The organism is Diaphorobacter caeni (assembly GCF_015354245.1).
In the GTDB taxonomy this organism is placed as follows: domain Bacteria; phylum Pseudomonadota; class Gammaproteobacteria; order Burkholderiales; family Burkholderiaceae_C; genus Diaphorobacter_A; species Diaphorobacter_A caeni.
The window spans coordinates 389491-415498 of record NZ_JADKYZ010000001.1 but is presented as its reverse complement, the minus strand read 5'-3'; the positions used below and the strand labels follow the sequence as shown (position 1 = coordinate 415498).

The 26008-nt window shown below is 55.4% G+C and carries 30 protein-coding genes and 1 tRNA gene; 10 read left to right on the top strand and 21 right to left on the bottom strand.

From position 1 onward, the window contains the following. Positions 1 to 205 precede the first annotated feature (205 nt). Positions 206 to 280, bottom strand: a tRNA-Arg gene (locus tag ISG32_RS01875). A 60-nt stretch (positions 281 to 340) separates the two neighbouring features. On the opposite strand from ISG32_RS01875, the gene ISG32_RS01870 reads away from it, so the two are divergent. The 4 genes from ISG32_RS01870 to ISG32_RS01855 all read left to right on the top strand — a co-directional run bounded on the left by ISG32_RS01870 (position 341) and on the right by ISG32_RS01855 (position 2679). Next, positions 341 to 799, top strand: coding sequence for a hypothetical protein (locus ISG32_RS01870; RefSeq protein ID WP_194769313.1), 459 nt, complete (start codon positions 341 to 343; stop codon positions 797 to 799). A 73-nt stretch (positions 800 to 872) separates the two neighbouring features. Continuing rightward, the gene (locus tag ISG32_RS01865; protein ID WP_194769312.1) at positions 873 to 1394 is read left to right on the top strand and encodes a DarT ssDNA thymidine ADP-ribosyltransferase family protein; all 522 of its coding nucleotides are present in this window, start codon (positions 873 to 875) and stop codon (positions 1392 to 1394) included. Then, positions 1387 to 2079: a DarT1-associated NADAR antitoxin family protein gene (locus ISG32_RS01860; RefSeq protein ID WP_194769311.1), complete on the top strand. Its 693-nt coding sequence runs from the start codon at positions 1387 to 1389 to the stop codon at positions 2077 to 2079. Before ISG32_RS01865 ends, ISG32_RS01860 begins: the two co-directional genes overlap by 8 nt. Positions 2080 to 2115: 36 nt before the next feature. After that, positions 2116 to 2679: a hypothetical protein gene (locus ISG32_RS01855; RefSeq protein ID WP_194769310.1), complete on the top strand. Its 564-nt coding sequence runs from the start codon at positions 2116 to 2118 to the stop codon at positions 2677 to 2679. A 1063-nt stretch (positions 2680 to 3742) separates the two neighbouring features. Here the strand turns inward: ISG32_RS01855 and ISG32_RS01850 are convergent. Further along, positions 3743 to 4087, bottom strand: coding sequence for a helix-turn-helix domain-containing protein (locus ISG32_RS01850; RefSeq protein ID WP_194769309.1), 345 nt, complete (start codon positions 4085 to 4087; stop codon positions 3743 to 3745). Between the two features lie 182 nt (positions 4088 to 4269). Between ISG32_RS01850 and ISG32_RS01845 the strand changes: the two genes are divergently transcribed. Together ISG32_RS01845 and ISG32_RS01840 are read left to right on the top strand one after the other, a co-directional pair. Beyond that, complete coding sequence (locus ISG32_RS01845) at positions 4270 to 4782, top strand: hypothetical protein (RefSeq protein WP_194769308.1); 513 nt, start codon at positions 4270 to 4272, stop codon at positions 4780 to 4782. 134 nt (positions 4783 to 4916) lie between these two features. Then, a complete protein-coding gene (locus tag ISG32_RS01840; protein ID WP_194769307.1) occupies positions 4917 to 5207 on the top strand; it encodes a hypothetical protein in 291 nt (96 codons plus the stop codon). Between the two features lie 26 nt (positions 5208 to 5233). Here the strand turns inward: ISG32_RS01840 and ISG32_RS01835 are convergent, their stop codons facing one another. The 3 genes from ISG32_RS01835 to ISG32_RS01825 all read right to left on the bottom strand — a co-directional run bounded on the left by ISG32_RS01835 (position 5234) and on the right by ISG32_RS01825 (position 6938). Continuing rightward, positions 5234 to 5404 carry a hypothetical protein gene (locus ISG32_RS01835; RefSeq protein WP_194769306.1) on the bottom strand — a complete coding sequence of 57 codons (171 nt, stop codon included), beginning with the start codon at positions 5402 to 5404 and terminating at the stop codon, positions 5234 to 5236. A 270-nt stretch (positions 5405 to 5674) separates the two neighbouring features. After that, a complete protein-coding gene (locus ISG32_RS01830; protein ID WP_191624848.1) occupies positions 5675 to 6646 on the bottom strand; it encodes a glycoside hydrolase family 3 N-terminal domain-containing protein in 972 nt (323 codons plus the stop codon). Position 6647: 1 nt separating this feature from the next. After that, a complete protein-coding gene (locus ISG32_RS01825) occupies positions 6648 to 6938 on the bottom strand; it encodes a hypothetical protein (RefSeq protein ID WP_150728782.1) in 291 nt (96 codons plus the stop codon). Positions 6939 to 7206: 268 nt separating this feature from the next. Here ISG32_RS01825 and ISG32_RS01820 point away from each other — a divergent pair, with 268 nt between their 5' ends. Further along, a complete protein-coding gene (locus tag ISG32_RS01820; RefSeq protein WP_194769305.1) occupies positions 7207 to 7644 on the top strand; it encodes a hypothetical protein in 438 nt (145 codons plus the stop codon). Between the two features lie 11 nt (positions 7645 to 7655). Continuing rightward, positions 7656 to 9026: a relaxase family protein gene (locus ISG32_RS01815; protein WP_194769304.1), complete on the top strand. Its 1371-nt coding sequence runs from the start codon at positions 7656 to 7658 to the stop codon at positions 9024 to 9026. A gap of 74 nt (positions 9027 to 9100) precedes the next feature. Here the strand turns inward: ISG32_RS01815 and ISG32_RS01810 are convergent, their stop codons facing one another. Beyond that, entirely contained in the window at positions 9101 to 9412 is a 312-nt protein-coding gene (locus ISG32_RS01810; protein ID WP_194769303.1) for a hypothetical protein, read from the bottom strand. Between the two features lie 46 nt (positions 9413 to 9458). After that, complete coding sequence (locus ISG32_RS01805; RefSeq protein ID WP_194769302.1) at positions 9459 to 10616, bottom strand: site-specific integrase; 1158 nt, start codon at positions 10614 to 10616, stop codon at positions 9459 to 9461. A gap of 549 nt (positions 10617 to 11165) precedes the next feature. Here ISG32_RS01805 and ISG32_RS01800 point away from each other — a divergent pair. Then, positions 11166 to 11699, top strand: a complete 534-nt coding sequence (locus tag ISG32_RS01800; RefSeq protein WP_194769301.1) for a DUF4124 domain-containing protein — start codon at positions 11166 to 11168, stop codon at positions 11697 to 11699. Positions 11700 to 11752: 53 nt separating this feature from the next. Here the strand turns inward: ISG32_RS01800 and ISG32_RS01795 are convergent, their stop codons facing one another. Then, a complete protein-coding gene (locus ISG32_RS01795; protein WP_194769300.1) occupies positions 11753 to 12043 on the bottom strand; it encodes a hypothetical protein in 291 nt (96 codons plus the stop codon). A 269-nt stretch (positions 12044 to 12312) separates the two neighbouring features. Between ISG32_RS01795 and ISG32_RS01790 the strand changes: the two genes are divergently transcribed. After that, a complete protein-coding gene (locus tag ISG32_RS01790) occupies positions 12313 to 13257 on the top strand; it encodes a pirin family protein (RefSeq protein ID WP_228529527.1) in 945 nt (314 codons plus the stop codon). 20 nt (positions 13258 to 13277) lie between these two features. On the opposite strand, the gene ISG32_RS01785 is transcribed toward ISG32_RS01790, so the two are convergent. The 13 genes from ISG32_RS01785 to ISG32_RS01725 all read right to left on the bottom strand — a co-directional run bounded on the left by ISG32_RS01785 (position 13278) and on the right by ISG32_RS01725 (position 25824). Continuing rightward, complete coding sequence (locus tag ISG32_RS01785; RefSeq protein ID WP_194769299.1) at positions 13278 to 14663, bottom strand: phospholipase D-like domain-containing protein; 1386 nt, start codon at positions 14661 to 14663, stop codon at positions 13278 to 13280. 11 nt (positions 14664 to 14674) lie between these two features. After that, on the bottom strand, positions 14675 to 16051 hold the full coding sequence (locus ISG32_RS01780) for an ATP-binding protein (RefSeq protein WP_194769298.1): 1377 nt from the start codon (positions 16049 to 16051) through the stop codon (positions 14675 to 14677). After that, complete coding sequence (locus ISG32_RS01775) at positions 16048 to 16707, bottom strand: response regulator (protein ID WP_194769297.1); 660 nt, start codon at positions 16705 to 16707, stop codon at positions 16048 to 16050. Before ISG32_RS01775 ends, ISG32_RS01780 begins: the two co-directional genes overlap by 4 nt. 100 nt (positions 16708 to 16807) lie before the next feature. Continuing rightward, positions 16808 to 18343, bottom strand: a complete 1536-nt coding sequence (locus tag ISG32_RS01770) for a DegQ family serine endoprotease (protein ID WP_194769296.1) — start codon at positions 18341 to 18343, stop codon at positions 16808 to 16810. A 194-nt stretch (positions 18344 to 18537) separates the two neighbouring features. Continuing rightward, the gene (locus tag ISG32_RS01765) at positions 18538 to 18942 is read right to left on the bottom strand and encodes a roadblock/LC7 domain-containing protein (RefSeq protein WP_194769295.1); all 405 of its coding nucleotides are present in this window, start codon (positions 18940 to 18942) and stop codon (positions 18538 to 18540) included. Between the two features lie 29 nt (positions 18943 to 18971). Next, entirely contained in the window at positions 18972 to 20411 is a 1440-nt protein-coding gene (locus tag ISG32_RS01760) for a phosphatase domain-containing protein (RefSeq protein WP_194769294.1), read from the bottom strand. A 237-nt stretch (positions 20412 to 20648) separates the two neighbouring features. Next, positions 20649 to 21053, bottom strand: a complete 405-nt coding sequence (gene arsC, locus ISG32_RS01755) for an arsenate reductase (glutaredoxin) (RefSeq protein ID WP_228529526.1) — start codon at positions 21051 to 21053, stop codon at positions 20649 to 20651. Between the two features lie 69 nt (positions 21054 to 21122). Further along, on the bottom strand, positions 21123 to 21824 hold the full coding sequence (locus ISG32_RS01750; protein ID WP_228529525.1) for a lysophospholipid acyltransferase family protein: 702 nt from the start codon (positions 21822 to 21824) through the stop codon (positions 21123 to 21125). A 101-nt stretch (positions 21825 to 21925) separates the two neighbouring features. After that, entirely contained in the window at positions 21926 to 23221 is a 1296-nt protein-coding gene (locus ISG32_RS01745; protein WP_194769292.1) for a dihydroorotase, read from the bottom strand. 28 nt (positions 23222 to 23249) lie between these two features. Next, on the bottom strand, positions 23250 to 24212 hold the full coding sequence (locus tag ISG32_RS01740) for an aspartate carbamoyltransferase catalytic subunit (protein WP_194769291.1): 963 nt from the start codon (positions 24210 to 24212) through the stop codon (positions 23250 to 23252). Between the two features lie 2 nt (positions 24213 to 24214). After that, positions 24215 to 24793, bottom strand: a complete 579-nt coding sequence (pyrR, locus tag ISG32_RS01735) for a bifunctional pyr operon transcriptional regulator/uracil phosphoribosyltransferase PyrR (RefSeq protein WP_194769290.1) — start codon at positions 24791 to 24793, stop codon at positions 24215 to 24217. Beyond that, positions 24790 to 25212, bottom strand: coding sequence for a Holliday junction resolvase RuvX (gene ruvX, locus ISG32_RS01730; protein ID WP_194769289.1), 423 nt, complete (start codon positions 25210 to 25212; stop codon positions 24790 to 24792). Before ruvX ends, pyrR begins: the two co-directional genes overlap by 4 nt. Before the next feature lie 12 nt (positions 25213 to 25224). Then, entirely contained in the window at positions 25225 to 25824 is a 600-nt protein-coding gene (locus ISG32_RS01725; RefSeq protein WP_194769288.1) for a YqgE/AlgH family protein, read from the bottom strand. Positions 25825 to 26008: the final 184 nt, after the last annotated feature.

Genomic DNA, 26008 nt, shown 5'->3' with positions numbered 1-26008 from the left:
ACGCCTCCTAAGCGATTCTGGAGGGTGGCATATGGATGCTAAGTTGTTGATTTTTATGAAGATAAGACCCTACTGATCCCTCGAAATCCCCCTTGATCCAAGGCAGTCTTGGAACAAATTTGGCACTGGAACGAGGCAAAACAGTAGGCCAGAAACGACAACAGGTAGCACATGGCTACCTGTTTTTGTATGTAGTGTCAATCGGTGGTGTCCCCACCAGGAATCGAACCTGGATCTGATTCTTAGGAGGAACCTGTTCTATCCATTGAACTACAGGGACACACGATCAGCCTAACACTGTAGCATGGTTGGAGGCCCTTAGACAAGAAGTGATATAGAGATGATAGACCAGCAACTTATTGATTATTTGAGGTTAAAGACCAAAGGCAAGTTGTTGATGTCTCCTGAACAACTGTCTGAAGAAATCGGCATTCCTGCAAAACAGCAATCAAAGCTCAGGAAGGAAGGCCGTTTTCCCATCCCCTTCAAGAACATTGGACGGCTGGTCTACTACTCTATCTATGACGTGGCTAACTTCCTCTTGAATGGTGAAACAGCACCTTCCAAGGAAGTTCCAGAACCACCAGCAGCCGAACCCCTACCAGTCAAGAAGAAACCTGCTAGGAAGGCTTCTTCACAGGTTCAAGACCTATCCCATATCTTCATGCTCAGAGCCTTTGCACAGAGCTTGGAAGAACGGGCTACAGCTATGCTAGCTTTGGCAGAGAACTTGAAGGACTATGCCAACAAGAAAGAAATGATGGAAAGCTTCCAGAAGAAGTTTCCAACCAAGGATTGAAGGAAGCTTCAACAAAAGAATCAGAAAGAGTGAGTCGGTAATTTTCGCAAACTAATCTTAATTCGGAGGGTTCATGCAGGCTACGCTTCAGAGATACGGGGTTAATGGAATCTGGCACTTCACAGATAGAACAAACGTTCAATCCATTATCAACAACGGCGGACTTCTATCACTCACCGAATCAAGACGACGGCGTTTAGCAATTCCAACGCCTGGCGGAAATCAATGGAGCCATGATGCTGACGGAATCAGGGGAGTTGACCAATATGTACATTTGGCATTCCTAGATGATCATCCTATGCTTTTCAGGGCAAAAGAAGACAAAAGAATAACAGATCCTGTTTGGTTAAAAATCAGCACGGCCATTCTTGCAAATCCAGACGTTCGCTACACGATGGATGTGTCAAATAAAAATGGGGTACCAATACTCACGGCTCGAGAGGCTATTGATGAACTTGATTTTCAAGTTCTCTTCACTCGCACTGACTGGCGCGACCCAGAAATTCAAGCGCGGCGCAGATCGGCTTTAAAGTCAGAAATTCTGATTCCCAATCATGTGCCGATAGAAATGATTTTAGAGAGCAAAAATGGCTAGCAGACCTGTGTTTGTCGCAAAAGGCGACCCAGCCCACCTTGTAAGTGAGCTTTCATTTGACTTCCCTTGGAATCCAGGTTTTGCGCCTGTCCAAAAAAAGAAGAATGTGGTTGCACTGCATGAAGCTGCCGCCAAGAGAGGTTTGACTCCACTTCTGGAAGTCTCCACTAAATCCGAGCAGAAGATTGGTCAGCACCTGAGTGCTTTCAATCTCAAGATCAAAACTGAGCTTGGTGAGATAAGTGTTGAGTCAGCTTATCAAGGTAGCAAAGTTTTTGAAAACGGCGGCCCCTATCACGATATTTATAAAGTTGATAGCTGGACAGCGAAGAAGGATCAACGCCTGAAAGAGTCGGGAGCAATCATTGAGTTCAATTACTTTGGTCAAAGATGGCCCATTATCCCAAAGACTGCTTTCTATGACTGGCTCTACCTTTCTGCGTTGGAGCCTCACCAAGAATACTTGAAGCGTCTCTTCATATTTGAAGGGTTCACTGACATTGAATTTAACCCTGAGAGGTCAATCAACTGCCAAGCACGAACCTGTGCTTTGCTTGTCTCGCTACTGAAGATCAATGCATTAAGCGACGCACTTCGCTCACAGTCGGATTTCATAGCAATGATTTCTACTGACTCATTTAATCAGCCACACTCCACTGACTTGAAGCAGAAAGTTCTTCTATGAAGAATTCCAGTTCTTCATCCTTAATTTATCCAATACATGACTGACAAAGAAAAACTCAAAAATGGAATTAAGGAATCCTTGAAAAATGGGAAGTACGAAGAACTATTTTTCGAGGACTTGTTTCATCTATGGAAGGTAGATGGCATATCACCAGAAGTCGTTCTAAGGGAACTACGAGCAATAGAAGGCACAGAAGAGTCGCTTCTAATAATGGATAACGACGAACCAATTCCTGTTTGGTTTGGCGGAAGCGACTCTACAGGTCCCGACATGTTTCTCAAAACGGGACCTTCAGCCACAAAGGATGCGACTGAGTTCAACAAGAAAAACTCACCACTTAAAGGCTTATGGCACAAGCATTACTACATTCATCAAACTGATTTTCTTAACGAGAATACCAAGAATGTAGCAAGAAAACACCCGTTTCTAAAAAATGCGCCTCCCATCATGCAAATGATGGCAAGAATTACTGAAGGCGCCGTGACTGGCGAGTGGATCATCTTTAGAAAAGACGATGGAATTAACACCTACCTCTGTCTTGCCAAACACAATGATGGGGACGAAAAAATCCATGAGAAATTAAAACGTGGACATCGTTAATAATAAATAAAAAGAAAGGCTAGTCTTGCGACTAGCCTTTTTTCTTGTCGTTAGATTCGGCACCACCCGGTTTCTAACAGCACACTCTTGACAATTCGAAAATTTTTCATAGAAGTGTACTACCAACTTGCAATTTAATCATATTAGATTTTTTGATATTGTCAACAACCCAAATCTATTTAATTGCTCTTGGTGCGAATCAAGGGCATTTTTTATGCCCATGAAAGATAGATTGAAGTGTTATATGTCACTGGGCAGCAAGAGTAATCTTGTGATTTAAAAGACCCTTTACTCAGCATCGGTCAATCTAGGAAGAAGACAGAATTTTTGGAATGCTTGTTCTTGGTTGCATAGCGACGAATGAAACAACAAACTTAGTGATCGGGTATTAATTAGCAACCAGGAAGAACCCTGTGACCCACACAACAAGCAATCCAGAAGCTATGGAAGTATTCAGTCAGTCATTTGTGTGACGAAAAGAGCATGGCTCATTAAATGATTTGTTTGGCGACAAATTTACAGCGATACGGCATAAGGTAAGTCCGAACGGTAGCAGGTGAGAAGCTACCAACCCAGCCAAATGAACGAGCCCAATAGCACAAATGCCACTATGCAGATAGTGGAGCTTCTTTCAAGCTACTGACGGCAGGTTATTCATACCAATCTGCCATAAGCCAGATGTTGGGAGGTGCGAGCAAATATAGGTTTAGGCTTAGTTCTGAAAGGAACGTCCTGGATACCCTGCACCCTACCGTTAGATTGGTAGAAAGAAACCAGGATTCGGAAAGGTTACTAACGACCTCATGGGCCGTTTTCAATTGAATGAAGACACGGCAAAGGCAGAATTGCACTAGAACTCAAATTCGTTGAGATTTTTCTAGTCAGCAAGGGATAAGGCTTTGCCGTTTTTCTTTAGAAAAACGCAAAGACTAGGCCATCTTAATAAGAATATAAATTAATCATCATCCAAGCAAAGATGATGATGACTCAGTTCAAGAAAGAGGAATCTCGTAGAGGTTCTATGAAATAGAACAAAATTGAAGACGGCGAAAATTTTTCCAATTTAAACTTTGAGGTGCTGGGTCATCCTTTCCACCATCTCAACCACGAACTTGGCGTCCCGTTTATCCAAGTTCTGAAGCATGAGGCCCACTTGCTGGGCTCCTGACTGCACCGAGCCACTTGCACCAGGTAGGAATGCTTCTACGGGGCTCTTCAAAGCATTGGCCAACTCCACCAGCTTTGGGATCGTAAGGGACACCGCACCCCTCTCCATGCGCGATACGGCCTCTGGCCCCACCTCCAGCAGTTCAGCCAACGCATCTTGCGATAGACCCAGCTCCACACGTCTGGCCTTGATAGAGGCCCCGACCTCTCTGGCTATCTGTCTCTCGTAGTCGTCTTTCATGGCACCTCCCAGTCAACCCAGTAGGTTGCTTGCAACCCCTCTTGACAGGAAGAACACATGTGGTAGAAAGCAACCCAACAGGTTGACAACCACCTCTCAAAGCTGCAACTTGCAGGCCATATCTCCAAATTTGCTTTTTGTCAAAAATTTGCTATTTTATTTAGACCAATAAGGAAAATAAAATGTCTACCCGTCAATCTGCAATTATCAATGGCCTCATAGCCGAAAACATTGGCAAGAATGATCTAGTTCGTTCTGCTGATTCAAGAGCCAGTGAGGCCGAACTTCGTGCAAAAAAATCCGAATATGCTGCAAGCGATTTAAGTTATCAAAATGCTCTCCTTGAGGCCGAAAAGAAAAAGCTTCAAGAAGAGAATAAAATGTTTCGTGAGTTGCTTTCACGCCCAATGAGAGAAATTGCAGAAGTCAGTGGAGATTTTAGAAAAGCATACTTTGAGCAACAAAAAATGATTGCCGAATGGATTATGGCTCAACGTGCGTGGAAAGAGACTGCGACCCAACTTGGAATTCAAGTGGGCAAGACACCTGAAGAATTGCAAAAGGCAGCGACTCAGAATGCCAATGCTATCCTTGAGGATCGCTCAGAACATGGCAACAATGCATCTTCTATCCCACTACTTTCCGAGTATGCAGCAAATATTCTTGCTATTCGCAAAAAGAACGGCAAAGCCTAGCCCTAATAGGCTGCCCAATAAAAAGCACCTTTAGGTGCTTTTTTGTTGACTTTGCCTTAGAATCTCATATGTTGATCTCAAAAGGAGATTGACATATGAATTGTTTAATATTATTTGCAAGGAGATTAATTAGAATGGGGAATTTTCTTCCGGGAACAAAAATAGATGCAAGCAAGATTAAAATAATATGCGCATACATTTTAACAAAAAACTCAAAAGAAACCCATATAGTCGTCGTCACAGAATTAGGAACAGATGTTTATCCATACACACTAGAGCTTGAAAATGCATTAAAGGGTATCCTCGGGGACCTGAATACACACGATATTGATATTCATGAAGCTATAAAATTCTTCTACGAGAACTCACCAGTGATAAACCTATTAAACGCTCTAGTAAGAAAAACTGGAAAGTTTACGCCATAAAAAAAAGCACCCAATCGGGTGCTTTTTCACGCTTGATCGTTTACTGGCACTTGTGGCGGTTCGGCATCCTTTTTCTCTTGCTTAACCTTGTTGTATTCACTAGCTATGTGTGAAGACATTCTTTCACCATTGTCAGAATGGTTTTTCAATGCCTCACCAAATTCAAGTGCATTCTTCGCATTGGCAATGTTGCTCAAGAACTTACCAGCAGCACAAAAATCTTGACCTATTCGGCAAGCACAGAAACAGGCTCCTATTGGGAGTCTTTTTTACTTGTGGGCGGCTTGGTTGCATTGTCTTGTGCCCATATCACTAAAAAATGCTGTTTCGTTGTTCGCTGTAATTTGCAACCAGCCATATATTAATAATAGCAAGTTAAAACTTCTAATCAAGCAAGTGGATCACGCGAGTGGAAAGAGGACCGCTTCGTCGGGTCCTTCCTAGACATTAATGAAGACGGGTTAATTTCAATTTTCCTTGAATGCAGCAATCCTTCTTAGCTTTGCCTGAAGCTCGGATTCAGTGATTAATCCCCTTTTTAGTGCTTCTCTTATGTAAGGAATAGCAGCTTCTACATCAGCAGCATAGCCCACCATAACCCAATCCACCACCTTTAGAGCCATAACTACAGCCTTGGGGCTAGCTTCTATCTCCCATAAGGCATCTGAGATCAGCAAGCCTTTATAGCCAATATCGCCTCTAGCGAAATCATGAATCACTGGGTTCATGCTACTGGGATATGGTCCCAGTTCAGGAATGACGGTATTGCTAACCATCCATGCATTAGACGGCACTTTACTGAATACCTTGACCTTCTCCGTGAACAGGTATCGCTCATCCTCTCGCACGCTGCACCTGTGAGCTTCACTTTGAGGACGAACCTTCAGCTTGATGGAGTTGAGTTCCTTTACCTCGGTGCAGTGCTCGTTCCAACCTGGGAAATGTTTGAGCACCGTTTTAATCCCCTCTGATTGCATGGCCTGGCTGAAGGCTCTGGCTTTGGGGATTGCCTCTTCTGGTACCGCACCATAGGCGCGGGAAGGATCAGCATTGACTTCTACCACTGGCGCCAGGTTCACATCAATGCAAGCACTCTTGAGCTTCTTGGCTGACTTCTTTACCGCTTCATAGAAATCAGCGTCTCTCATCGTTCTGGCCTGCGCTGGTGAAGGTGGAGCGGCATCAGCGATACGAACAACACTACCACCTTCTTGATCTATAAAAATAGTAGTTTCAGGATGAGATTTCTTGTAGGCACATGCGGTCTTATTCTTGTCAAAGTGACTTTTGAAAAGAACAACTCCACCGTATTTTTCATCCCCGCTAGCCCCTGTAATGATAAAGAGCTTTCTTAAGTCATTGTCGGAAATCTCACATCTTGCTAGCAAAGGGAAGAGGCCCAACAGCACTGCCAAGCTGATCTTGAAGACCACTTTCATTTCAATCCCCATTGCTGAATTTGGAAACATATTTAGATTTTTGGATCAATGCCTCCTTGATCACTTGTTCTAAATCAGTTCCATTTTTAATGGCATATTCTTCAAGAGCCTTGCAGTTTTCTTCACCAATGAACTTGAAGTACACAGCAGCACGAGCCTGTTTTTTCTTCTGAACATACTCACTTACTGCATTTCTAACCACCATTCCGAAATTATCAGACAGCCCTGCACTGATCAAAAAATCGTCAATCCATTGAACATCTTCTTGTCGTAAGAAAGCAGTTTTCTTCACACATCCCTTCATAAAGATCCTCCTGTTTTATCAACCATATGAAATCCAACCGATAAAACAAGAGCCATTCCGAAAATATCAGCTATCGAGTTACAGCCTTGATGGTGGACATCTAATTTTGCTTTGCTAAAATTAAGAATATAGAAAGCAAGACAAACACACCATACCAGGAGAACCCTCTCGGTTCTCCTTTTTATGGTGTATCTCTTGCTGGGGTTCCCCCAGACCCCTAGTAAAAAATTACAAAAACAAGAAGGAGAAGATCCCAATGAATGACATTAAAAACACATCGCCAGAAATAAAACTTCACCCAGGTCAAGCGGGCTCTGATGATGATTCAAGACTGAAAAGAACTAAAACTTTTGAAATTAATTTATCTCCACTTGAGTTTGATAAGTTCAAAAATGAATGGAGAAAAACAGACTTTAATTCAATGGCAAAGTTTGCTAGATATAAATTATTTGGCGGCACTGAGCATCAAATTGATCTATATTTTGAAAATAAAAGAGACGATAGAATCCTTGCAGCCAAATATTTTTCCGAACTAAACAAGCAAGGAAAAAATCTCAATCAGATTGCAAAGCAATTGAGTTTGAAGACTGACTTCACCAAACAAGAAACAAAACTTCTTGTAGATGAATTAAAAAATACATTGCTTGCGATTCAAGAGATCAAAGAAAAATTTTCTCCAAAAAAGAAAATTTAAGGTGCGATTTTGTGATCAATGTTGTTCAAGGTCATCGCACGAATTCGGTTCAAGAAGCGATTAACTATCTAAAAGGCGATCACGATCACAAAGGGGTCGAGAGAAAATCTAAGCCTAGATTTCTTGCTGGAAGTGAGACTGATTGTCTTGTGGCTTGCGAAAGCATAGACAGAAAACACAAGTATGTTTCGGGTACCTTAGCCTTTGAACCAGGTGAACATCCCACTGATAAACAACTCCTTGAAGTTGTTAAGGCATTCCGTGCCACCTTTATGGCTGGCCTTGAGCACGGTGTAAATTTCACAGATTTTTGGAATATTCACACCGATAAAAATCGTGTTGAATTAAATTACATCATCCCATTGACTGAGCTAACCACAGGAAAAAGAATCAACCCTTTTCCACCCGGTCAAGCAAAAGAAGATTTCAAGGATGCCTTTGATGCGTATATTAATCATCAGCTTGGTTATGACCAAGTTGTGAGAAATCCATTGAAGGCATCAGAATCAAAATTTGAGAAGAAGGTTCTTCCCTATTCAGATTCCAAACTTGCTGATCAGATTAGAGCCACTAAGCCAGATAAAGACAGCATTAGTGACAAGGTCAGCTATCAGGTCTTGCAAGGAAAAATCACCAACAGACAGCAACTTTGTGATTACTTGGAAAATTTTGGAGAAATCACCAGAGTCAATGACAAGTTCATTTCATTGAAGCCGAATGGATCACAGAAGGCTTTTCGTTTGAAAGGCACAGTCTATGAATATGGTGCAGATTTCAAGCAGCTAAAAAATGAATTTCTTACCAAAGGTGCTGACTACAGAAAGCAGCTTAATGATGCCGACTTCAAGAAAGTCAGCGATACCCTCAAAAGATTGACCGATTCAAGAAGGCAGTTCAATAAAGAACTGATCAGTAAGCCTATGGTCGGTAGAAGCAATAAAAATCGCTTATATGGGCCAAAGGCCAATGTCAAGAAGCTCACCTCTACCAATGCCCTCAAACAGCCTCAGAAGGTCAAGGAAGCGCCTGCACAGGTCCAACCTATGGCACAGCCTCAGCAGGCTTCTAAACCTGTTGTAGAGCCTTCCAGCAGCAGACAGCAGCAACCATCTACGAACCAGCCACAGGCCAGAGAGTCTCCTTCTGGGCCGTCTATGGCTATGGGAGGTAGTTCAAGTGCCTCCAGTGGGAAAAGAGCTCAACTGGCCGACTTAAGAAGCAAGATTGCCAATGAGAAAAACCCAGCCAAAGCTAATGCCATGAAAATTCAAGCAGATCAGCTTGAAAGAGAAATTGGCGCAGAAGAAACAGCCGAAAGAATTAGGAAGCTCAAGGAGTCTGAGCGATTCAATGGCATCAGTGGTAAGAAGTTAAAGCTCTGATCCCTCCTACTTCATTTCTATGAATGGATCATTCACAGAAATAAAGCAGGCATAGAAAAAGCACCCTAAGGTGCTTATATTTTCTTAGTTTCTTCTTTTGGTCTTGGCTCTAGAATGGTATGAAGTTTCTCATTAAGCTGCTTTTTATCAAGCCATTTGATAAATTCTTCCTCCGTCATTTCAATGCCATTTATAAACCAACGTTTATATTGGTCGGAAGAAAATTCAATGGCAGGCCCATCCTCACGGTGTAGCTTGCCATCAAAATACCATTCTTTACTATAACTTGATTCAATGGCAGGGCCGCCTTCTCTATGCGGCAGGCCATCTTTGTACCAAATAGTTCTATCGCTTATTTTATATTTCCCATTTCTTTTCGTCTTCATCAGTTATTCTCCTATTGAGAACAACATACGAAGTACAAAATTTAAGTCAAGCGACATTCGCCCAAAGTTTTGTTCCAATGTCGCTGTGCCTCAATGTGGCATATCGCTTCAAAGTGCTCAGTTCAATATGACCTGAAATCTTGCTGATCTCAATGTCTGTCAAATTGGTATTCACAAAATACCAGCTAACAGCACAATGCCTCAAATCGTGAATCTTGAAATTCTCAACCTTGGCATTCTTGCAAATTACCTTGAACCTTGCTGCAAGAACAGAACTGTTTTGCCAGTAGTCACCAAAGACCAAGGATTGACCATCCTTCTTCAACTTCATAAGCCTATCTTCAATGAAGTGGTAAAACTCTGGCCTTAGTGGAATCTTGCGATCCTCAGCATTTTTCTTATCTGCAATCTTGGTGTTTTCCTTTGGCACGAAAATGTATGAATGACTTGGGTCTTTTTCATTCAAGTGAATTTCATCCCACTTGATAAGCAGACTCTCACCAGCACGCATGCAAGAATAGTATTGCCACAAGATAAGGCACTTCCATTCTTCCCGTTTTACATACATTTTATCGGTAGCTTCAAGCAACCTATCAAGCTCACCAGCTTCAAGAATCCGATCACGAGGAATCCAAGCCTTTGGAGGTGGATTGTCGTCAAAAGGTTTTCGGTCAAATGTGTAATCGTGGTGCTTGGCATGCCACTGCAAAGAAGTCTTGATTGCATAGTAGAGCTTGCGAATGGTGCTTTCGCTATAAGTCTTCTTTACCAACTGACCAGTTTTTGAATCCACGACTTTATGACCAGCATAAAGAGGATGAGCCTTTTTCTTCTTTGCTTGATCTGGAACTTGCTGTTCCAACTTGGTTTTCAAGTAAAGAGAGAAATTGCCTGTTTTGAAATTGCCAAGAACAACCTTACCAATCTCAGTCTTGAGCCGTTCAAGGTCATACCGTTTGCCATCAGCCACGGTGTTGTGCTTGAGGTATTCAGTAAAAATCTGAGCCAAAGTCAGCTTCTTGATTTTGGTGATGTCCACAGACTCACCTTTATCAATCTTGCTCTTGACCTCACGAATGAACTTCTCCGCTTCCTTCTTGGCCTTGAAGGTCTTGTTGACAGCAACACCACTTTCACGTATGCGAACGAGGTAGGAGACATCGCCAGCGACGCCCACCCGTTCGGTGATCAACTTACCTGCCATCCTTGCCACTCCTTTCTAGCCTCCAAGTTGGAACTTGGAACAAATTTGGAACATTTTGGCTAGGATAGCGTACCAATTCACTGTAAGTATATGCTGTGCAACGATTTTTCAAACTTGTTGATGTTCCCTCCTAAGCGTCAGATACAGGTTCGATTCCTGTCGGAGGGACCAGAATTTCGCCATCGAACCAACGGGTTTCTGATCGCTGCGAGATTCCGGGCACAAGGTCGGATGTCGGCCCTCCCTCCATTCCTTGCCGCAAACGCCCGGCAGCCACCTTTTCCAAACGCCCGCGCTACGCGCTTCCCTCTTTGGGCGCGCCGTGAATTCGGTCACGTTCGCGGCACAGCACGGAACAAACTCGCGTTGCAGTCCCCCCATTTTCCGCACCGATTCACCATCGGATTGGCCGACATGCGGGTTTTCATGGGGCATTCATCACGCTGAAGTGACAACCACATTGCCTTCCCGCGCGTTGAAGAAGAATCATCAGACAGGGTTTTCCATCGTCCTCATCAGCGCCATCGGCGGCATGCGGGAGATCAGTTCATGTGGCGAGCTTCAGCGACACGCATAGCATCAGCGGCCTTTCTCTTGCTGCTCCATTCATTGCCAGCCCACGCTCAGGTCTATCAATGCACGGGGTCAAACGGCAAGGTGAGTTACTCCGACGCGCCCTGTGCGCAACACCAGACCAGCCGGACGGTGGAAGAGGCGCGCTCGGCGGCCGACATTCAGCGCGAGCGGGCGCAGGCCAATGAAGCGTTGGAGCGCAGGCAGCGCGATGCGCAATCGAGTCGCGAGCAGCAGCGTCTGGACATGCAGCAGACGCACAGTGCTGCCCCGGCGCCGGGCCCGCGTGATCTGGCCAGCACGGCGCAATGCGCGCAGGCAAAAAAAGAATTGGAATTCGTCAGCAGCATCCGCACGCTGGGAGAAGCCGAACAACGCGTGCGCACCAACGCGGCCATCACTACCGTGAATGCGGCCTGCGGAACCAGCACGCCACTGATGCAGGAGCCGACGCGCGTGATCATCCATCAGGACGCTCAGTCACATCCGCAGAACCCGCCTGCACGCTGACGCAAAAAAAAGACCACCCGAGTCGGTGGTCTTTGGATAGTTTCAGAAATCCGTTATTCGCCGATCTTGAGATCACCGTTGTCCACATAATGCTCGAACTCGCGCTTGGCCAGCGTGACGGTTTCCGGTTGATCATCCTCGGGATCGATCCAGGACAGCACATAGCTTGCGATCGCCGTATCGACCTGCACCTCCGTGCCCACGGGGATCTCCTCAAGCGGACCATCGCCCGCGCGATGCTGGACCTTGCCCTGCACCAAGGCCTTGAAGTGGTCAGGAAAGCGCTGCACTTCAATCGCCGTTTCAACTTGTCCACTGGCTTGCTGGTTGTTCTGATCGCTCATTGAAATCCTCCTGTAATGTCGACGCTGAACTCACCCACAGTGCGGCGGGTGCCATGCACGTGCGGTTCATGCGTCATGACTGCTCAGCTTACACAACGGCTGCCGTCTTACATGTCAGCCGATTTCCAGACTTCCCGCGCAGTTGTAACCGACTGAAAATCCAACTTTCCAAGCACCAACGCCCGGCAATGCCCGCATTGCGCGCGGGGTACTCCCGGGAATCAGAATCAAGGCTCCAATCCCTTCACATCACCAGCGAAGACGTCACGATGAGCGAACCAATGGCCACATCTCCGCAGCTTCCACAGCATCTGCCCACGCGCATTGCCGATGTGGGCGGCATTCCGATCCATCGGGCCATCCCGCAGCGCGCACTGCGCAAAGTGGGCGCATGGTGCTTTCTCGACCATGCCGGTCCCGCCGACCCCGCGCCGCCCGGCATGCAGGTGGGGCCGCATCCGCATATCGGTCTTCAAACGTTCACCTGGATGATTCGCGGCGAGGTGCTGCATCGTGACAGCCTTGGCAGCGAACAGATCATCCGTCCCGGCCAAGTCAATCTGATGACGGCGGGGCGCGGCATCGCGCACTCCGAAGAAAGTCAGGAGCCCTGGCATATCCATGCGACGCAACTGTGGATCGCGCTGCCCGATTCGCATCGCTTTTGCGAGCCACGTTTTCAGCACTACCCCGACCTTCCGCAGACGCGCGTGGGCGATTTCAACGCGACGGTGCTCGCGGGCGAAGCGCTGGGCCTCACCTCGCCGGCCGAAGTGCATTCGCCGCTCATGGGCGTGGATCTGCATGCGCATGCAGCTGACGCCACCGCGCAAGCCACTGCCGTGATGCCGCTGCGCAAGGATTTCGAGCACGCGGTGCTGGCGCTTTCCGGCAGCGTGCGTGTGAACGGCGAAGACCTGCCGACCGAGCAGCTGCTCTACGTTCCGCAGGGTGCCGAGAGTATCGCGATCACCTGCGCACCGGACAGCCGCCTCATCGTGATCGGCGGCGAGCCGATGGACGAGGCGATCCTGATCTGGTGGAACTTCGTCGCGCGCACCTCGCAGGAAGTGCATGAAGCCCGCGAGCAATGGGAGGCCCATCTGCGCGGCGACGCGGTGCAGCCATCGCGCTTCGGCAATCCGGTCGCCTCGCCGCTAGCGCCCACGCACGCGCCGTCGCTCGATGGCATGTTGCTGCGCGCATCGAAATGATGCGCCGCTGAAAACCACGTTCAGAGCTGAAAACCGACGGAACGGACCAGCCCCTCGCCCATGTCGCGCAGCAGGCCTGGCTGTTTCGCGTCGAACGGCTGGGCCGTCGCCATCTGCTGCTCGAACCAGCGCACCAGCCACTGCACCTGCTCAGGCGAGTAGAACGCGGTCATCACCTCGTAGTTGAGAAACAGGCTGCGCGCGTCGAGGTTGAGCGATCCGGACAGCGCCAGATCGTCGTCGATCACGACGGCCTTGGCATGCGCCATCTGCGGCAGCAGCCACACCTTGCCGCCCGACGCGCAGAGCTCGCGCAACGCACGGCCACGCGCCCAGTCCGCGAGCATGTGATTGGACTGCGCGGGCACCACCACATTCACATCCACGCCCCGCCGGCACGCCATACACCAAGCGTAGAGCAGCGCGTCGTCTGGCACGAAATACGGCGTGACCGCAAGAATGCGCTTGCGCGCATGATAGGCGGCCGCCAGCAGCAGCGCATGCACGGTGTCATCCGCATGATCCGGGCCGGTGGCGACCCATTGCGCGCATGGCCCTTCGGTTGCAACCGGTGCAAGTGCCACGGGTGCGTCGATGTGCTTCACACGCCCGCTCGCCGTGCGCCAATCCTGTTCAAACTGGGCCGCTGCCTGCGCCGCAAGCGCCCCACGCGCTTCGTGGCTCAGGTCGATCCACGCGGGTGCATCGGGCTGATTGAAGAAATACTCGACCGCGAGATTGCGCCCGCCGCTCCAGACATGCACGCCATCGGCCACGGCAACCTTGCGGTGGTTGCGCAGATTGAGTCGCCCCTTGCGCGGGTTGTGCAGGAGCGGCATGAAACGGCGCACCCGAACGCCTTCCTTGCGCAGGCGTTTCAACACGCGCGGATGGGTCTTCATGCTGCCGATGGCATCGACCAGCAAACGCACGCGCACGCCGCGCTGCGCGCATCTCGCAAGCGCATCGGCCACGGCCTCGCCGACCTCGTCATTGCCGAAGATGAAGGTACAGAGATCGAGCCGCTGCTGGGCACCATCGATGAGCGCGAGCAGGCTCTGCAGCGCAGCCGGCCCATCGCCATGCCAGACGAGTGATTCGTTGTGCGCCGGAGCGGGCAGCTCCATGCTTGCCAGCAACTGGGTGGCCCACACCGGGCCGCCCGCAGGAGGCTGCTCCACTACGCTGTGCAATCGCCGCTGGGGCCGCGTCAACTTGCGCGAACCGAGCACGAGAAACAGCGGCACGGCCAGGTACGGAAACGCCACGATGCTGACCACCCAGCCGATGGCCGATGACGGCGGTCTGCGCTGATGCCCGATGCGGGTCGTCATGACATAGACAAGCAAGCCAGCGACCACAAAGATCGTGTGGCTCATGACGGAAAAAGCAGCAACGCGAATCATGGGTTCAGATATCAGCCAGTAGTTGCGCCGAGTTCATTATGACCGCCGGGCATGCGCACTGCGACACGCAAACCGCCCAGCTCGGGAGCTTTTTCAAGCGACACCTGTGCGCCATGCGCGCGCGCAATCGCCTCGACGATGGCAAGCCCCAGACCACTGCCCTGCACCTGAGCCGCACCCTCCTGCGCCGCGCGATGAAAGCGCCGCATCACGTCAGCCCGCTGCTCCGCGGGAATGCCCGCACCACTGTCGTCCACGATGAGCAGGGCGTGCTGGCCATCCGCCTGCACGCGCACGTCGACGGTTCCCCCCTCGGGCGTGTACTTGATCGCGTTGTCAATCAGGTTGCGCAGCAGGACGCGCAGCGCATCCACCTGCGCGGGCACGGTGAGCGGCTCGGCATGAGGCAGCCCCAGATCGATGTGCCCCAGCGCTGCCTGCGGCGCCGCATCGGCCACGGCCTGCACGGCCAGTTCGTCGAGTCGCACAGGCACCAGGTCGCTACCGGATGCGGCGCGCTCCTCCTGCCGGGCGAGCACCATGAGCTGTTCCACCAAACGCGTCGCACGGTCAATGCCGGACATCAGGCGCGTCGCAGCCTGCGCGCGCGATGCCTCGTCCGGCGCGCGCTGCAGGCCTTGCACCTGCAGGCGCAACGCGGCAAGCGGAGAGCGCAGCTCGTGCGCTGCATCGGCGACGAAATGCTGTTGCGATTCGAACGCACCCTGCATGCGCGCGAGCAGTTCGTTGAGTTCGTTGACCAGCGGGCGCACTTCATCGGGCAGCCCCTCCATGGCGACCGGCGACAGATCGTGAGGACGCCGCGACGCGATCTCGGTGCGCACGCGCTGCACCGGGGCGAGCGAGGTGCGCACCACCCACCACACGGCCAGCGCGAGCAGCGGCGCCAGCAGTGCAATCGGCAAAAGACTGCGCCACGCCGCATCGCGCGCCAGCACGCGGCGCACGCGCATGTCCTGCGCCACTTGGATCACCTGCGATCGCGTCTGCAGCGAGAACACGCGATAGAGCTTGCCGCGCGCGGGCACGTCGGCAAATCCCAGCACCGCGTTCTGTGGCAACGCGGCACCGAGCGCCGACTCGAAAATGCGCAAGCCTTCATTGGTCCAGACCTGCACGATGAACTCGTGATTCTCGTCCTCCGCCGGAGTGCCCTGCGCCCTGCCCTTGGCATCGACCGGCAACCCTGCGCGCAGCGCGAACGCCGTCTGCTGCATCTGGTAGTCAAACAGCGTGTCGGTCTGCGCCAACGCATTGCGGTACGCGAAAGCGCCTTGCAGCAAGGCCGTGAGGACAATTGCGGCGCAGATGAACAGCAGCAGCCGCTTGCCTAAGGACGTGGGAAGCCAGTGCTGCACGGATTTCATGATTTCGGCACCATGTAGCCGACGCCGCGTACGTTGATGATCAGCCCCGCCCCGAGCTTCTTGCGCAGGCCATGGATGTAGACCTCCACCGCGTTGCTGCTCACCTCGTCACCCCATCCGTAGAGCTTGTCCTCGAGTTGCTGGCGCGAGAGCACGGCGCCGGGGCGTGCCAGGAGCGACTCCAGCACCGCCCATTCGCGTGCGGACAGCGTCACGGGCTGCCCGCCCACCGTCGCCTCGCGCGTGGCGGGCGTGATCCGCACGCCCTCGTGCTCATAGCTGGGCTCTGCCCGGCCCGCAGCGCGGCGCATGAGCGCCCGCATGCGTGCGAGCAGTTCGTCCATGTCATAGGGTTTGAGCAGATAGTCGTCCGCCCCGGCATCGAGCCCTTGCACACGCTGCGCCACCGCATCGCGCGCGGTCGCGATCAGCACCGGCGTGCGGTCCCGGCGCGTGCGCATGTCGCGCAGCACGGACAGGCCGTCCCGCCCCGGCAGCCCCAGATCGAGCAGCACCAGATCGTAGCTCTGGGTGCGCAGCGCCGTGTCGGCCGTCTCCGCATCACGCACCCAGTCGACAGCGTAGTGCTCCGCGCGCAGAAGATCCTGCACGGCCTCGCCGATCATGGTGTCGTCTTCTACGAGCAGCAGGCGCATGGTGTGAGGATTGCCTTTCAAATACCGAATGAGAGAAACAAAACAAAGGCCCCGAGTTCAATGACTGCGGGGCCTGATCTTCAAAGCGCAGCAGTGCCGCTTATCCTAACTGCACCGGCACAAAGATGCGCGAGCCGTCCCGCTGCACCAGCAGCGCCACCGACTTGCCCGCCTTGGCGATGGCCTCGCGGACCTGCTCCACATCCTTGGCAGGCGTGCCGTTGACGGCCAGCAGCACGTCACCGGGTTGAATGCCGGCCTTGGCCGCAGGGCCTTGCGCGCGCTCGATCAGCAGTCCCGCATCCACACCCGCTTGGCTGAGCTCGCCGGGCTGCAACGGACGCAGCGACACACCAAGCTTGCCGCGAGTTGCCTTGTCACCGTCGTTGCTGGCCACCTTGGCGGCCTTGTCGTTGGCGTTGCCCAACGTGGCCGAGAGCTGTTCGCGCTTGCCCTGACGCCACACCTCCATGTCGAGCTTCGCGCCGGGCATGGCCATGCCGACGACCGCCGGCAGATCACCAGAGGCCACGATCTTCTGACCGTTGACGCTGCGGATCACGTCGCCGGACTGAAGCCCCGCCTTGTCGGCTGGACCACCCTTCTCGACGTTGGAGACCAGCGCGCCCTCGGGCCGGTCGAGGCCGAACGAATCGGCCAGCGTCTGGTTCACCTCCTGCACCGCCACACCCAGCTTGGCGTGCTCGACCTTGCCGGTGGCGACGATCTGCTGCTGCACCTTGGACGCCACCTCGATCGGAATCGCGAACGACAGTCCCTGATACCCGCCCGAGCGGCTGTAGATCTGCGAATTGATGCCCACGACCTCGCCGCGCGCATTGAACAGCGGGCCACCCGAATTGCCTGGATTCACCGCCACATCGGTCTGGATGAACGGCACCGCGCTGTCGTCCGGCAGCGAGCGGCCCTTGGCGCTGACGACACCCGCCGTCACGCTGTTTTCAAAACCGAACGGTGAGCCGATCGCCAGCACCCAGTCGCCCACGTTCATCGCCCGTGTGTCGCCGAGCTTCACCGTCGGCAGATCCTTGGCGTCGATCTTGAGCACCGCCACATCGGTCTTGGGATCGGCGCCCAACACCTTGGCCTTGAACTCGCGGCGATCCGTGAGCTTCACCGTCACCGTATCCGCATCCTTGACCACATGCGCGTTGGTCAGCACCAGACCGTCCGCACTCACGATGAAACCCGATCCCTCTCCGCGCACGGGCACGTCGCGCGGTGCCTGGCGCTGCTGCATGCCTGGCGCCGGCAGACCGAACTGGCGGAAGAACTGATAGAATGGATCGTTGGGATCCATGCCCTGCTGGCGCTGCGCCGCAGCGGGCGTCGCGTCATCATCCCCGTCGTCATCCGCCCCCGCATGGCGCGTGCCGCTCACGCTGATGTTGACCACCGCCGGACCGTACTGCGCGGTGATTTGCGCGAAGCTCGGCAATGCAGCGGTGCTGGGCATTCCTGCGGGGATCGCCGCCGTCGCAGCCGTCGTCGCCACAGTCGCCTGTTGCGCGCTCGCGAAGTGCGCGGTCGCAAGGCCCGCACCAGCGCCGCCGATCACCCCCGCCGCCAACAGCGCCGCAACCAGGCCACGCGGCGTCTTCAGAATCGTATTCATCTCAACCAACCTTTCCTCTGCTCGGACCTCTACCGGAGTTCCATGGAAAGCAAGTTTGACGACGGATACTTAAGCCGGACTTAGGGCTTTCTTGCCACTTGAGGCTGCAACTGCCCAGTCAAAAAAAAGACCTCCTTGCGGAAGTCTCTTTCCTGTTTTCAACGGTGATGCCATTCATCTGAAGAATCTGACGTTCAGAACGCGGCCTCCAGCGCGGGCATCGCCAGACGCGCCTTGGTCAGGGCCATGCCGAGGTTGGCGGTCTTGCGGCAGACGAAGACGGCGACGTATTCGGGATTGATCTTGCCGCGCAGGAACACGTGGATCAGGTTTTCACTGTTCACGATGATTTCCTGGAAGTAGTGATAACCATCGTCCTGCAGGCCACGGGCCTTCTTGAACATGCGCTCGATGGTGCTTACGTTGGGTCCGTTGAACATGTCGGCGGTGGCTGCGGCCAGCAGGTCGATGACCTGACGCGGGTGGGAATCCACGGTCTTCAGCGACAGCAGCATGCCGGATGCCACGTCCACATAACCCGCTGCCACACACTCGGGCACGCCCGCGGCCGCCTTGTTCAAAGCGTCGTCAAAACTCATACCAAAACTCCGATGTCAGAAAATTGAATTCAAATGATTTTTTGCAGGATCAACTCTTCGTACTGCTGCAAGAACGCCTCCTGCTCGGCGCTTTGCACATATCGTGGATCGAGCAGGCGCACGCGACGCAGCGCCTCCTGAGCCGTCAAGCCTTCGCGGATCAGCCATGCGGTGAGCACGGTGCCCGTGCGGCCAAGGCCACCAAGGCAATGCACGGCCAGCACTTCACCGCGGCCCACCAGAATCTCCATGCGCTTGAGCAGCATCTGGATCTGGCCGAGGCTTGGGGCCTCGCGGTCGTACACCGGCAAGTGCACGTTCTTGAGCTCGTGACGCGCAAGCGCATCCTGATCGATGTCGCGCTCCGTCAGCGTGATGAGCGTGGTGATGCCCACGCGTTTGAGCAACGCGAGATCGTGGTCCATGTCGTCCACGATGCCGGGCATCGCGGCACCCGCGAGCGTTCCGGGCACGACCCAGAGAAAGCCGGTCGGGCCGCTCGACGAAGCCATCGAAGCGGGTGCGATCTGCGCTGCCTCGTTCAATGTCGGCAATGCTCCCGGCAGCGAGATGGAGACCACGGGTGCAGCTTCGTACACCGCCTCATGGGCGGCTTCGTGGCCAGCTACGTGCTCGGGTTCAGCCGCCTGATTCGCAAGCGCCTCTATGGGCAACGGCGCCGGTGCGGGCACGCCGTCGGCCAGCGTCGATGGATCGGCATCGAGCGACGCCACGGCGCAGTTGCCGGTGCGGATGAACTGCGCGGCCGCTTCGGTGATCGGCGCGTTGAAGAAGTCCTCGGCGCTGCGCGCCTCCTGAATGCGACCGCCGGCCACCAGAATCACGCGGTGCGCGAGACGGCGCGCCTGCTTCTGGTTGTGGGTGACCACGAGCAGCGACATCTTGCGCCCAAGCTGGCGCATCAGGTCCACGAGCAGAAACGCGTCGTAGTCGTCGAGCTCGGCGGTGGGCTCGTCGATCAGCAGCAGCGCCGGTTGCGGCGCGGCTTCGCGCAGGATGGCAACCGCACGCATCTGCACGTCGCTCAGTTCGGTGAACGGCTGGTCGAGCAGCGATTCGAGATCGGGGAATCCCCCTTCGCGCAGGTACTCCACGCACCATTCGCGCAACGCCACGGGCGAGAGGCTGAGCTTCTCGCGCACATGCTCGACGAGCGCATCCTGCACGGTGCCCGCAACCACGCGCACGTGCTGCTGCACGAGCTGCGGACGGTTGTCTTCGGCAAGTGGGCGATCCAGATACTGCATCTGGCCCCACGAGCGGTAGCGGGGATGACCGGCATAGGTGCCGGCGAGCGAATGCAGGATGGTGGACTTGCCCGAACCGGATGGCCCCATCAGCACGGTGATGGTGTTTCTCGCGAGTGTGAATTCCACATCCGCCAGCACTACCTTGGAGCCAAAGGCGGCGCCGAATTCCGTGACCACCAAGCAGTCGTTGCTTTGCATTCTTGTTCCAGTGTGTTGTTCAGCTCAAGGTCTGGTCGCGTTCAGTTTGTGACAGCGCGATCCGGCAATGCCGCGTGATGCAGCCTTTCATCACGAGACCTTTGTCTCAATATTGTTAGTTTGGTAACTATTTCAATCAAATTGTATTGATTTTTTCAAAACAGTCTGTCCCGCCCCTTACGACGCCACACTAAAACATAGGGTTATCACTATTGTTTACAAATAAATCAAACAGTATCAGTTTTCGAAAAAATGCAAAACCTGCTCTGGCGGCCTGCACAGCAGCGCACGCTCTCCATGGACCACGATGGGGCGATTGAGCAGCACGGGATGCGCGGCGATGGCCTCCAGCAGCTGTGCGTCCGTTGCCGTGTCCGCATCGAGCTTCAGCTGCTTGTAGAGGTCTTCCTTGGTGCGCATCACCTCGCGCACCGGCACGCCCAGCTTCCCGATCAGCGCTTCGAGTTGCTGCACCGACAGCGGATGCGCGATGTAGTCGATGATCTCAGGCTCGACGCCGCGTTCACGCAGGATGGCGAGCGCGCCGCGCGAATTGCTGCAGCGGGCATTGTGGTAAATCGTGAAGGAATCTGCGGAAGTGGAGGATGAAAGCGTGTTGTTCATGCGCGCAAGTGTATGCATGCCCCGCGCTTTTGCCGCGCTCGCGGAATGAGCCGCCCGAATCTTGAAACGCGCCTGCAATCTGAAGCGTCAATTCCTGCGGAGTTCGTCGACACGGGCGTGCAGGTGCTGGCTCCAGGTGCGGCGATCCTGACCTTCGGGACTTTCGAGCGCACCGTAATGCACCACGGCCACCAGCGGCGGCGCGGCCAGCGTGCGCCAGATCGAGCCCAGCAGAGTCTCGTCACCGATGTAGCTCGGCGCGTAACTGATCTCGCCGCTCCTCTTGTCCACAAAGCGCAAGCCCACGGGCTGCACCGGCGCCTGCGCGCTGATGGCGGCCTGCAGCAGGTTGGCGTGAAATGGGAGCAGTTCGCGCCCATCGCCCGTCGTGCCCTCGGGGAACACGGCCAGCACCTCGCGCTGCTCGAGCGCGTCGTGCATGCTCTGCACCATGCGCAGCGCGTCGCGGCGCGATGCGCGCTCGATGTAGAGCGTGCCGCCCGCCGTCGCGAGCGTGCCGACGATGGGCCAGTCGCGCACGTCGGACTTGGAGATGAAGCGGCAGTAACGCGCCGCATGCAGCACCGGAATGTCGAGCCACGAGAGATGGTTGGCCACCATCAGCACCGGGCCGCGCAGCACCGGCGTGCCGCGCACTTCGAGCGTGATGCCGGCGCAGGCGAGCATCTGCAGCGCCCAGGCCTGCACCCGCGCCTGCTGCTGCTCCTGCGTGAGACGCGGAAAGCGCAGCAGCACGACCAGCAGTCCATGCAGCGCATGGAACGCCATTCGCAGACATCGCCAGATGGCCAACGCCCATCTCCACATCGATGGATTGCCTCGCAGAATATTTGTTGCCGTGCTGCTCGCGCGTTTGCGTCGCGGGCGACTCAGGCGCGCTCGAATGCGAGCTGGCCGCCGACCAGCGTGCTTTTCACGCGGCCCGGAAGCTCATAGCCCGAAAACGGCGTGTGCTTGCCCTGACTGCGCAGCGCCTGCGGCTCCACCACCCACGACGCGGCCGGATCGACCACGCAGAGGTCGGCCACGCCGCCCTCGATGATGCGGCCCACGCTCGCCTGCAGCGTGCCGAGCGATCCGCCGAGCACGCGCGCAGGTTCGCTGGTGATGACGCCGAGCGCGCGCGCAAGCGGCACGCCCGCGTCCTGCGACCACTTGATCGCGGCGGACAGCAGCAGCTCGACGCCGGTCGCACCGGGCTCGGCCTCGGCGAACGGCAGCACCTTGGCGTCCTCATCCACCGGGGTGTGGTCGGAGACCAGCGCATCGACCGTGCCATCGGCCAGCGCGGCGCGCAGTGCATCGCGGTCGCGCTGCTGGCGCAGCGGCGGCGTGAGACGCGCGCTGCTGTCGAAGTAGCCGATGTCGGTGTCGGTGAAGCTGAGCGAATTGATGCTCACGTCGCAGGTCACATGCAGGCCGTCGGCCTTGGCCTGGCGCACGAGCTCAATGCCCGCGGCGCTCGAGATGCGGCACAGGTGCACGCGTGCGCCCGTGGACTTGAGCAGCTCGAAGATGGTGTGCAGCGCGATCGTCTCGGCCGCCACCGGAATGCCCGAGAGCCCCAGACGCGTCGCGAGCGGGCCACTGGCCGCCACACCGCCACCAAGGTACAGCTCCTGCGGACGCAGCCACACGGTGTGGCCAAAGGTCGCAGCGTATTGCAGCGCACGCTGAAGCACCTGCGTGCTCTTGAGCGCCACATCGGCCTGGCTGAAACCGACGCAGCCCGACTCCGTGAGCTCGGCCATCTCGGTGAGTTCCTCGCCCTTGAGGCCACGCGTCAGCGCACCGAGCGGGAACAGGCGTGCCTGATGCAGCTTCTCCGCACGGAACTTGAGCATCTCGACCAGGCCCGGCTCATCGAGCACTGGGTCGGTGTCGGGTGGGCAGACCAGGCTGGTCACACCGCCCGCGACGGCCGCGCCCATTTCGGATTCGAGCATGCCTTCATGCTCGTGGCCCGGCTCGCGCAGGCGCACCGCCAGGTCGACCAGGCCCGGCAGCACATAGCAGCCCTTGGCGTCGATCACGCGGCTTGGCGTGAAGTCCTTGGGTTCGCGGTCAATCGCGATGATGCGGCCCGCAGCGATCGCGATGTTGCAGACCTTGTCGAGACCACTTGCCGGGTCGATGACGCGGCCGTTTTGAATGAGTAGCTTCATGATGTTCTCTTGCCCTTCTCGCCCGCCGTCACGCTTCGTTGCCCGCGACGATGGACATCACCGCCATGCGCACCGCGATGCCGAAGGTCACCTGCGGCAGGATCACGGCCTGCGGCCCGTCGACCACGGCTGAGTCGATCTCCACGCCACGGTTGATCGGCCCCGGATGCATGACGATGGCGTCGGGCTTGGCCAGACGCAGCTTCTCCGGCGTGAGGCCGAAGCTCTTGAAATACTCCTGGCTCGATGGCAGCAGCGCGCCGCTCATGCGCTCGTTCTGCAGGCGCAGCATGATCACCACGTCGCAGTTCCTGATGCCTTCCTCGAGGCTGTGGAAGACCTTCACGCCCATCTGCGAAAGATCGGATGGCACCAGCGTGCGCGGACCCACCACGCGCACCTCGGCCGCGCCAAGCGTGGTGAGCGCGTGGATGTCCGAGCGCGCCACGCGCGAGTGCAGCACGTCGCCGACGATGGCCACGGTGAGGTTGGAGAAATCCTTCTTGTAGTGGCGGATCGTGTACATGTCGAGCAGCCCCTGCGTGGGGTGCGCGTGACGGCCGTCACCGGCGTTCACCACATGCACGTGCGGCGCAACGTGCTGCGCGATCAGGTACGGCGCGCCCGACTCGCTGTGGCGCACGACGAAGATGTCGGCCGCCATTGCGGACAGGTTGGCGATGGTGTCGAGCAGCGACTCGCCCTTGCTCGCCGAGCTGCGCGCGATGTCGAGATTGAACACGTCGGCCGAGAGCCGCTTGGCCGCGATCTCGAACGTGGTGCGCGTGCGCGTGGAGTTCTCGAAGAACAGATTGAACACGCTCTTGCCGCGCAGCAGCGGGACCTTTTTCACTTCGCGGTCGTTGACACTCACGAAGTTGGAAGCCGTGTCCAGGATATGCGTGATGATGTCCTTGGGCAGACCTTCGGTGGAGAGCAGGTGAATCAGCTCACCGTTCTTGTTGAGTTGGGGATTGCGCTTGTAAAGCACCGTCAGACCTCTTTGTCTTTGACTTTGACTTCGAAAGAAAATGCACCGCTGTCCTGCACACGCGCAAGCGACAGCGATTGGTTGGCAGGCAGCGCCACACGCGCCGCCGCAAATGCGGCTTCGATGGGCAGCTCGCGGCCACCACGATCGACCAGCACCGCCAGACGCACGCAGGCGGGACGACCGTAGTCGTAGAGTTCGTTGATCACGGCGCGCACGGTGCGGCCGGTGTAGAGCACGTCATCGAGCAGGATGATGTCGGCACCGTTCACGTCGAACGGCAGCACCGAGCTGGTGCTCGATGCGAGACCGCGGCTTGCGAAATCATCACGGTGCAGCGCGGAAGACAGCACGCCCGCCTCTCCATCCAGCCCCAGATCCTTCTGCAGACGCTGCGCCAGCCACATGCCGCCGGAGGCGACGCCGGCGAGATGGGTGTTGGCGCCGCGCATGCTGCGCACGCCGCGCAGCAGTTCGCGGTACAGCGCCTCGGCATCCAATGTGAGATGACCGCCAGCGGCGGTCGTCGTCGAGGTGGAGCCCGGTGTTGCGGACGGTGTCGAAGTAGCGTTGCTGCTCATGGAAGATTCCTCAGAAACTGTTCAAGGATGATGCAGGCCGACGCGGCGTCCGCGTCCTTCGCCCCGGAGGCGATGGCTTCGGTCGTGCTGTAGCGCTCATCCACTTCAAAGACCTGCAGGCCGAAGCGGCCACGCAGCTGACGCCCGAACTTGAGCGCACGCGCGGTGTTCTCATGCGGCGCGCCATCGGGGTGATACGGCACGCCGATCACCAGCGCGTCGGGCTGCCATTCGCGGATGCGCTCAGCCACCTGGACAAAGCGCGCGGCCTCGCCCTCGGCCTTGATCGTGCCCTGCGGCGAGGCGCTGCGCAGCATGCGCGTGCCAACGGCGACTCCGGTGCGCTTGAGCCCGAAATCAAAAGCAAGAAAGGATTGGAACTGCGCCGGAACGGTGGGTTGCTGATCGGTCACTGACATGCCGCCGCTCGATCAGGCGTGCCCGGCCTGATGCGTGAGCATCCACGATTGCAGCCCCAGCAGCGACAGCGCACGGTCGTAGCGCTGCTCGACGGGCGTATCGAAGATGATGCGCTCGTCGGCGCTCACCGTGATCCAGGCGTTCTCGGCCAGCTCGGATTCGAGCTGCCCTTCACCCCAGGCCGAATACCCCAGCGTGACCAGCACCCGGCGCGGACCGGCGCCCGTGGAAAGCGCTTCGAGCACGTCCTTGGAAGTGGTCATCTCGAGCCCGCCATCGATCTGCATGGTGGACGCATAGGCCGATTCGCTCTTTTCCTCGTTCGAAGCGACCATCGGATCGTGCAGCACGAAGCCGCGCTCGGTCTGCACCGGACCGCCCTGGAACACGGGCTCGTCCGTCAGGTCATCGCGCCCGAGCGACAGATCCACCTTGGCCAGCAGGCCCTGCAGATTGATGTCGGAGGGCTTGTTGATGATCAGGCCCAGAGCGCCTTTCTCCGTGTGCTCGCACAGGTAGATGACGCTCTTGGTGAATGACGAGTCCTCCATGCCCGGCATGGCGATCAGGAAGTGGTTCGTCAGGTTCATGGGCACGGGGTCTAGAGGCATGGCCGGTATTTTACCGGTGCTCCGGGAGTTGACTCGGGAACGGGGGTGATGGGGGGTTCTTGCTCTCCCCTCTTTTGTCCCCTCGCTTGGGGTGGGTTGTTTTGTTGTGGGGGTCTTTTTGAGGGCGGAGGCCGGGACTGCCCCCGGCGGGGCAATCACTTTTTGCTTGCGCGCAAAAAGTAAT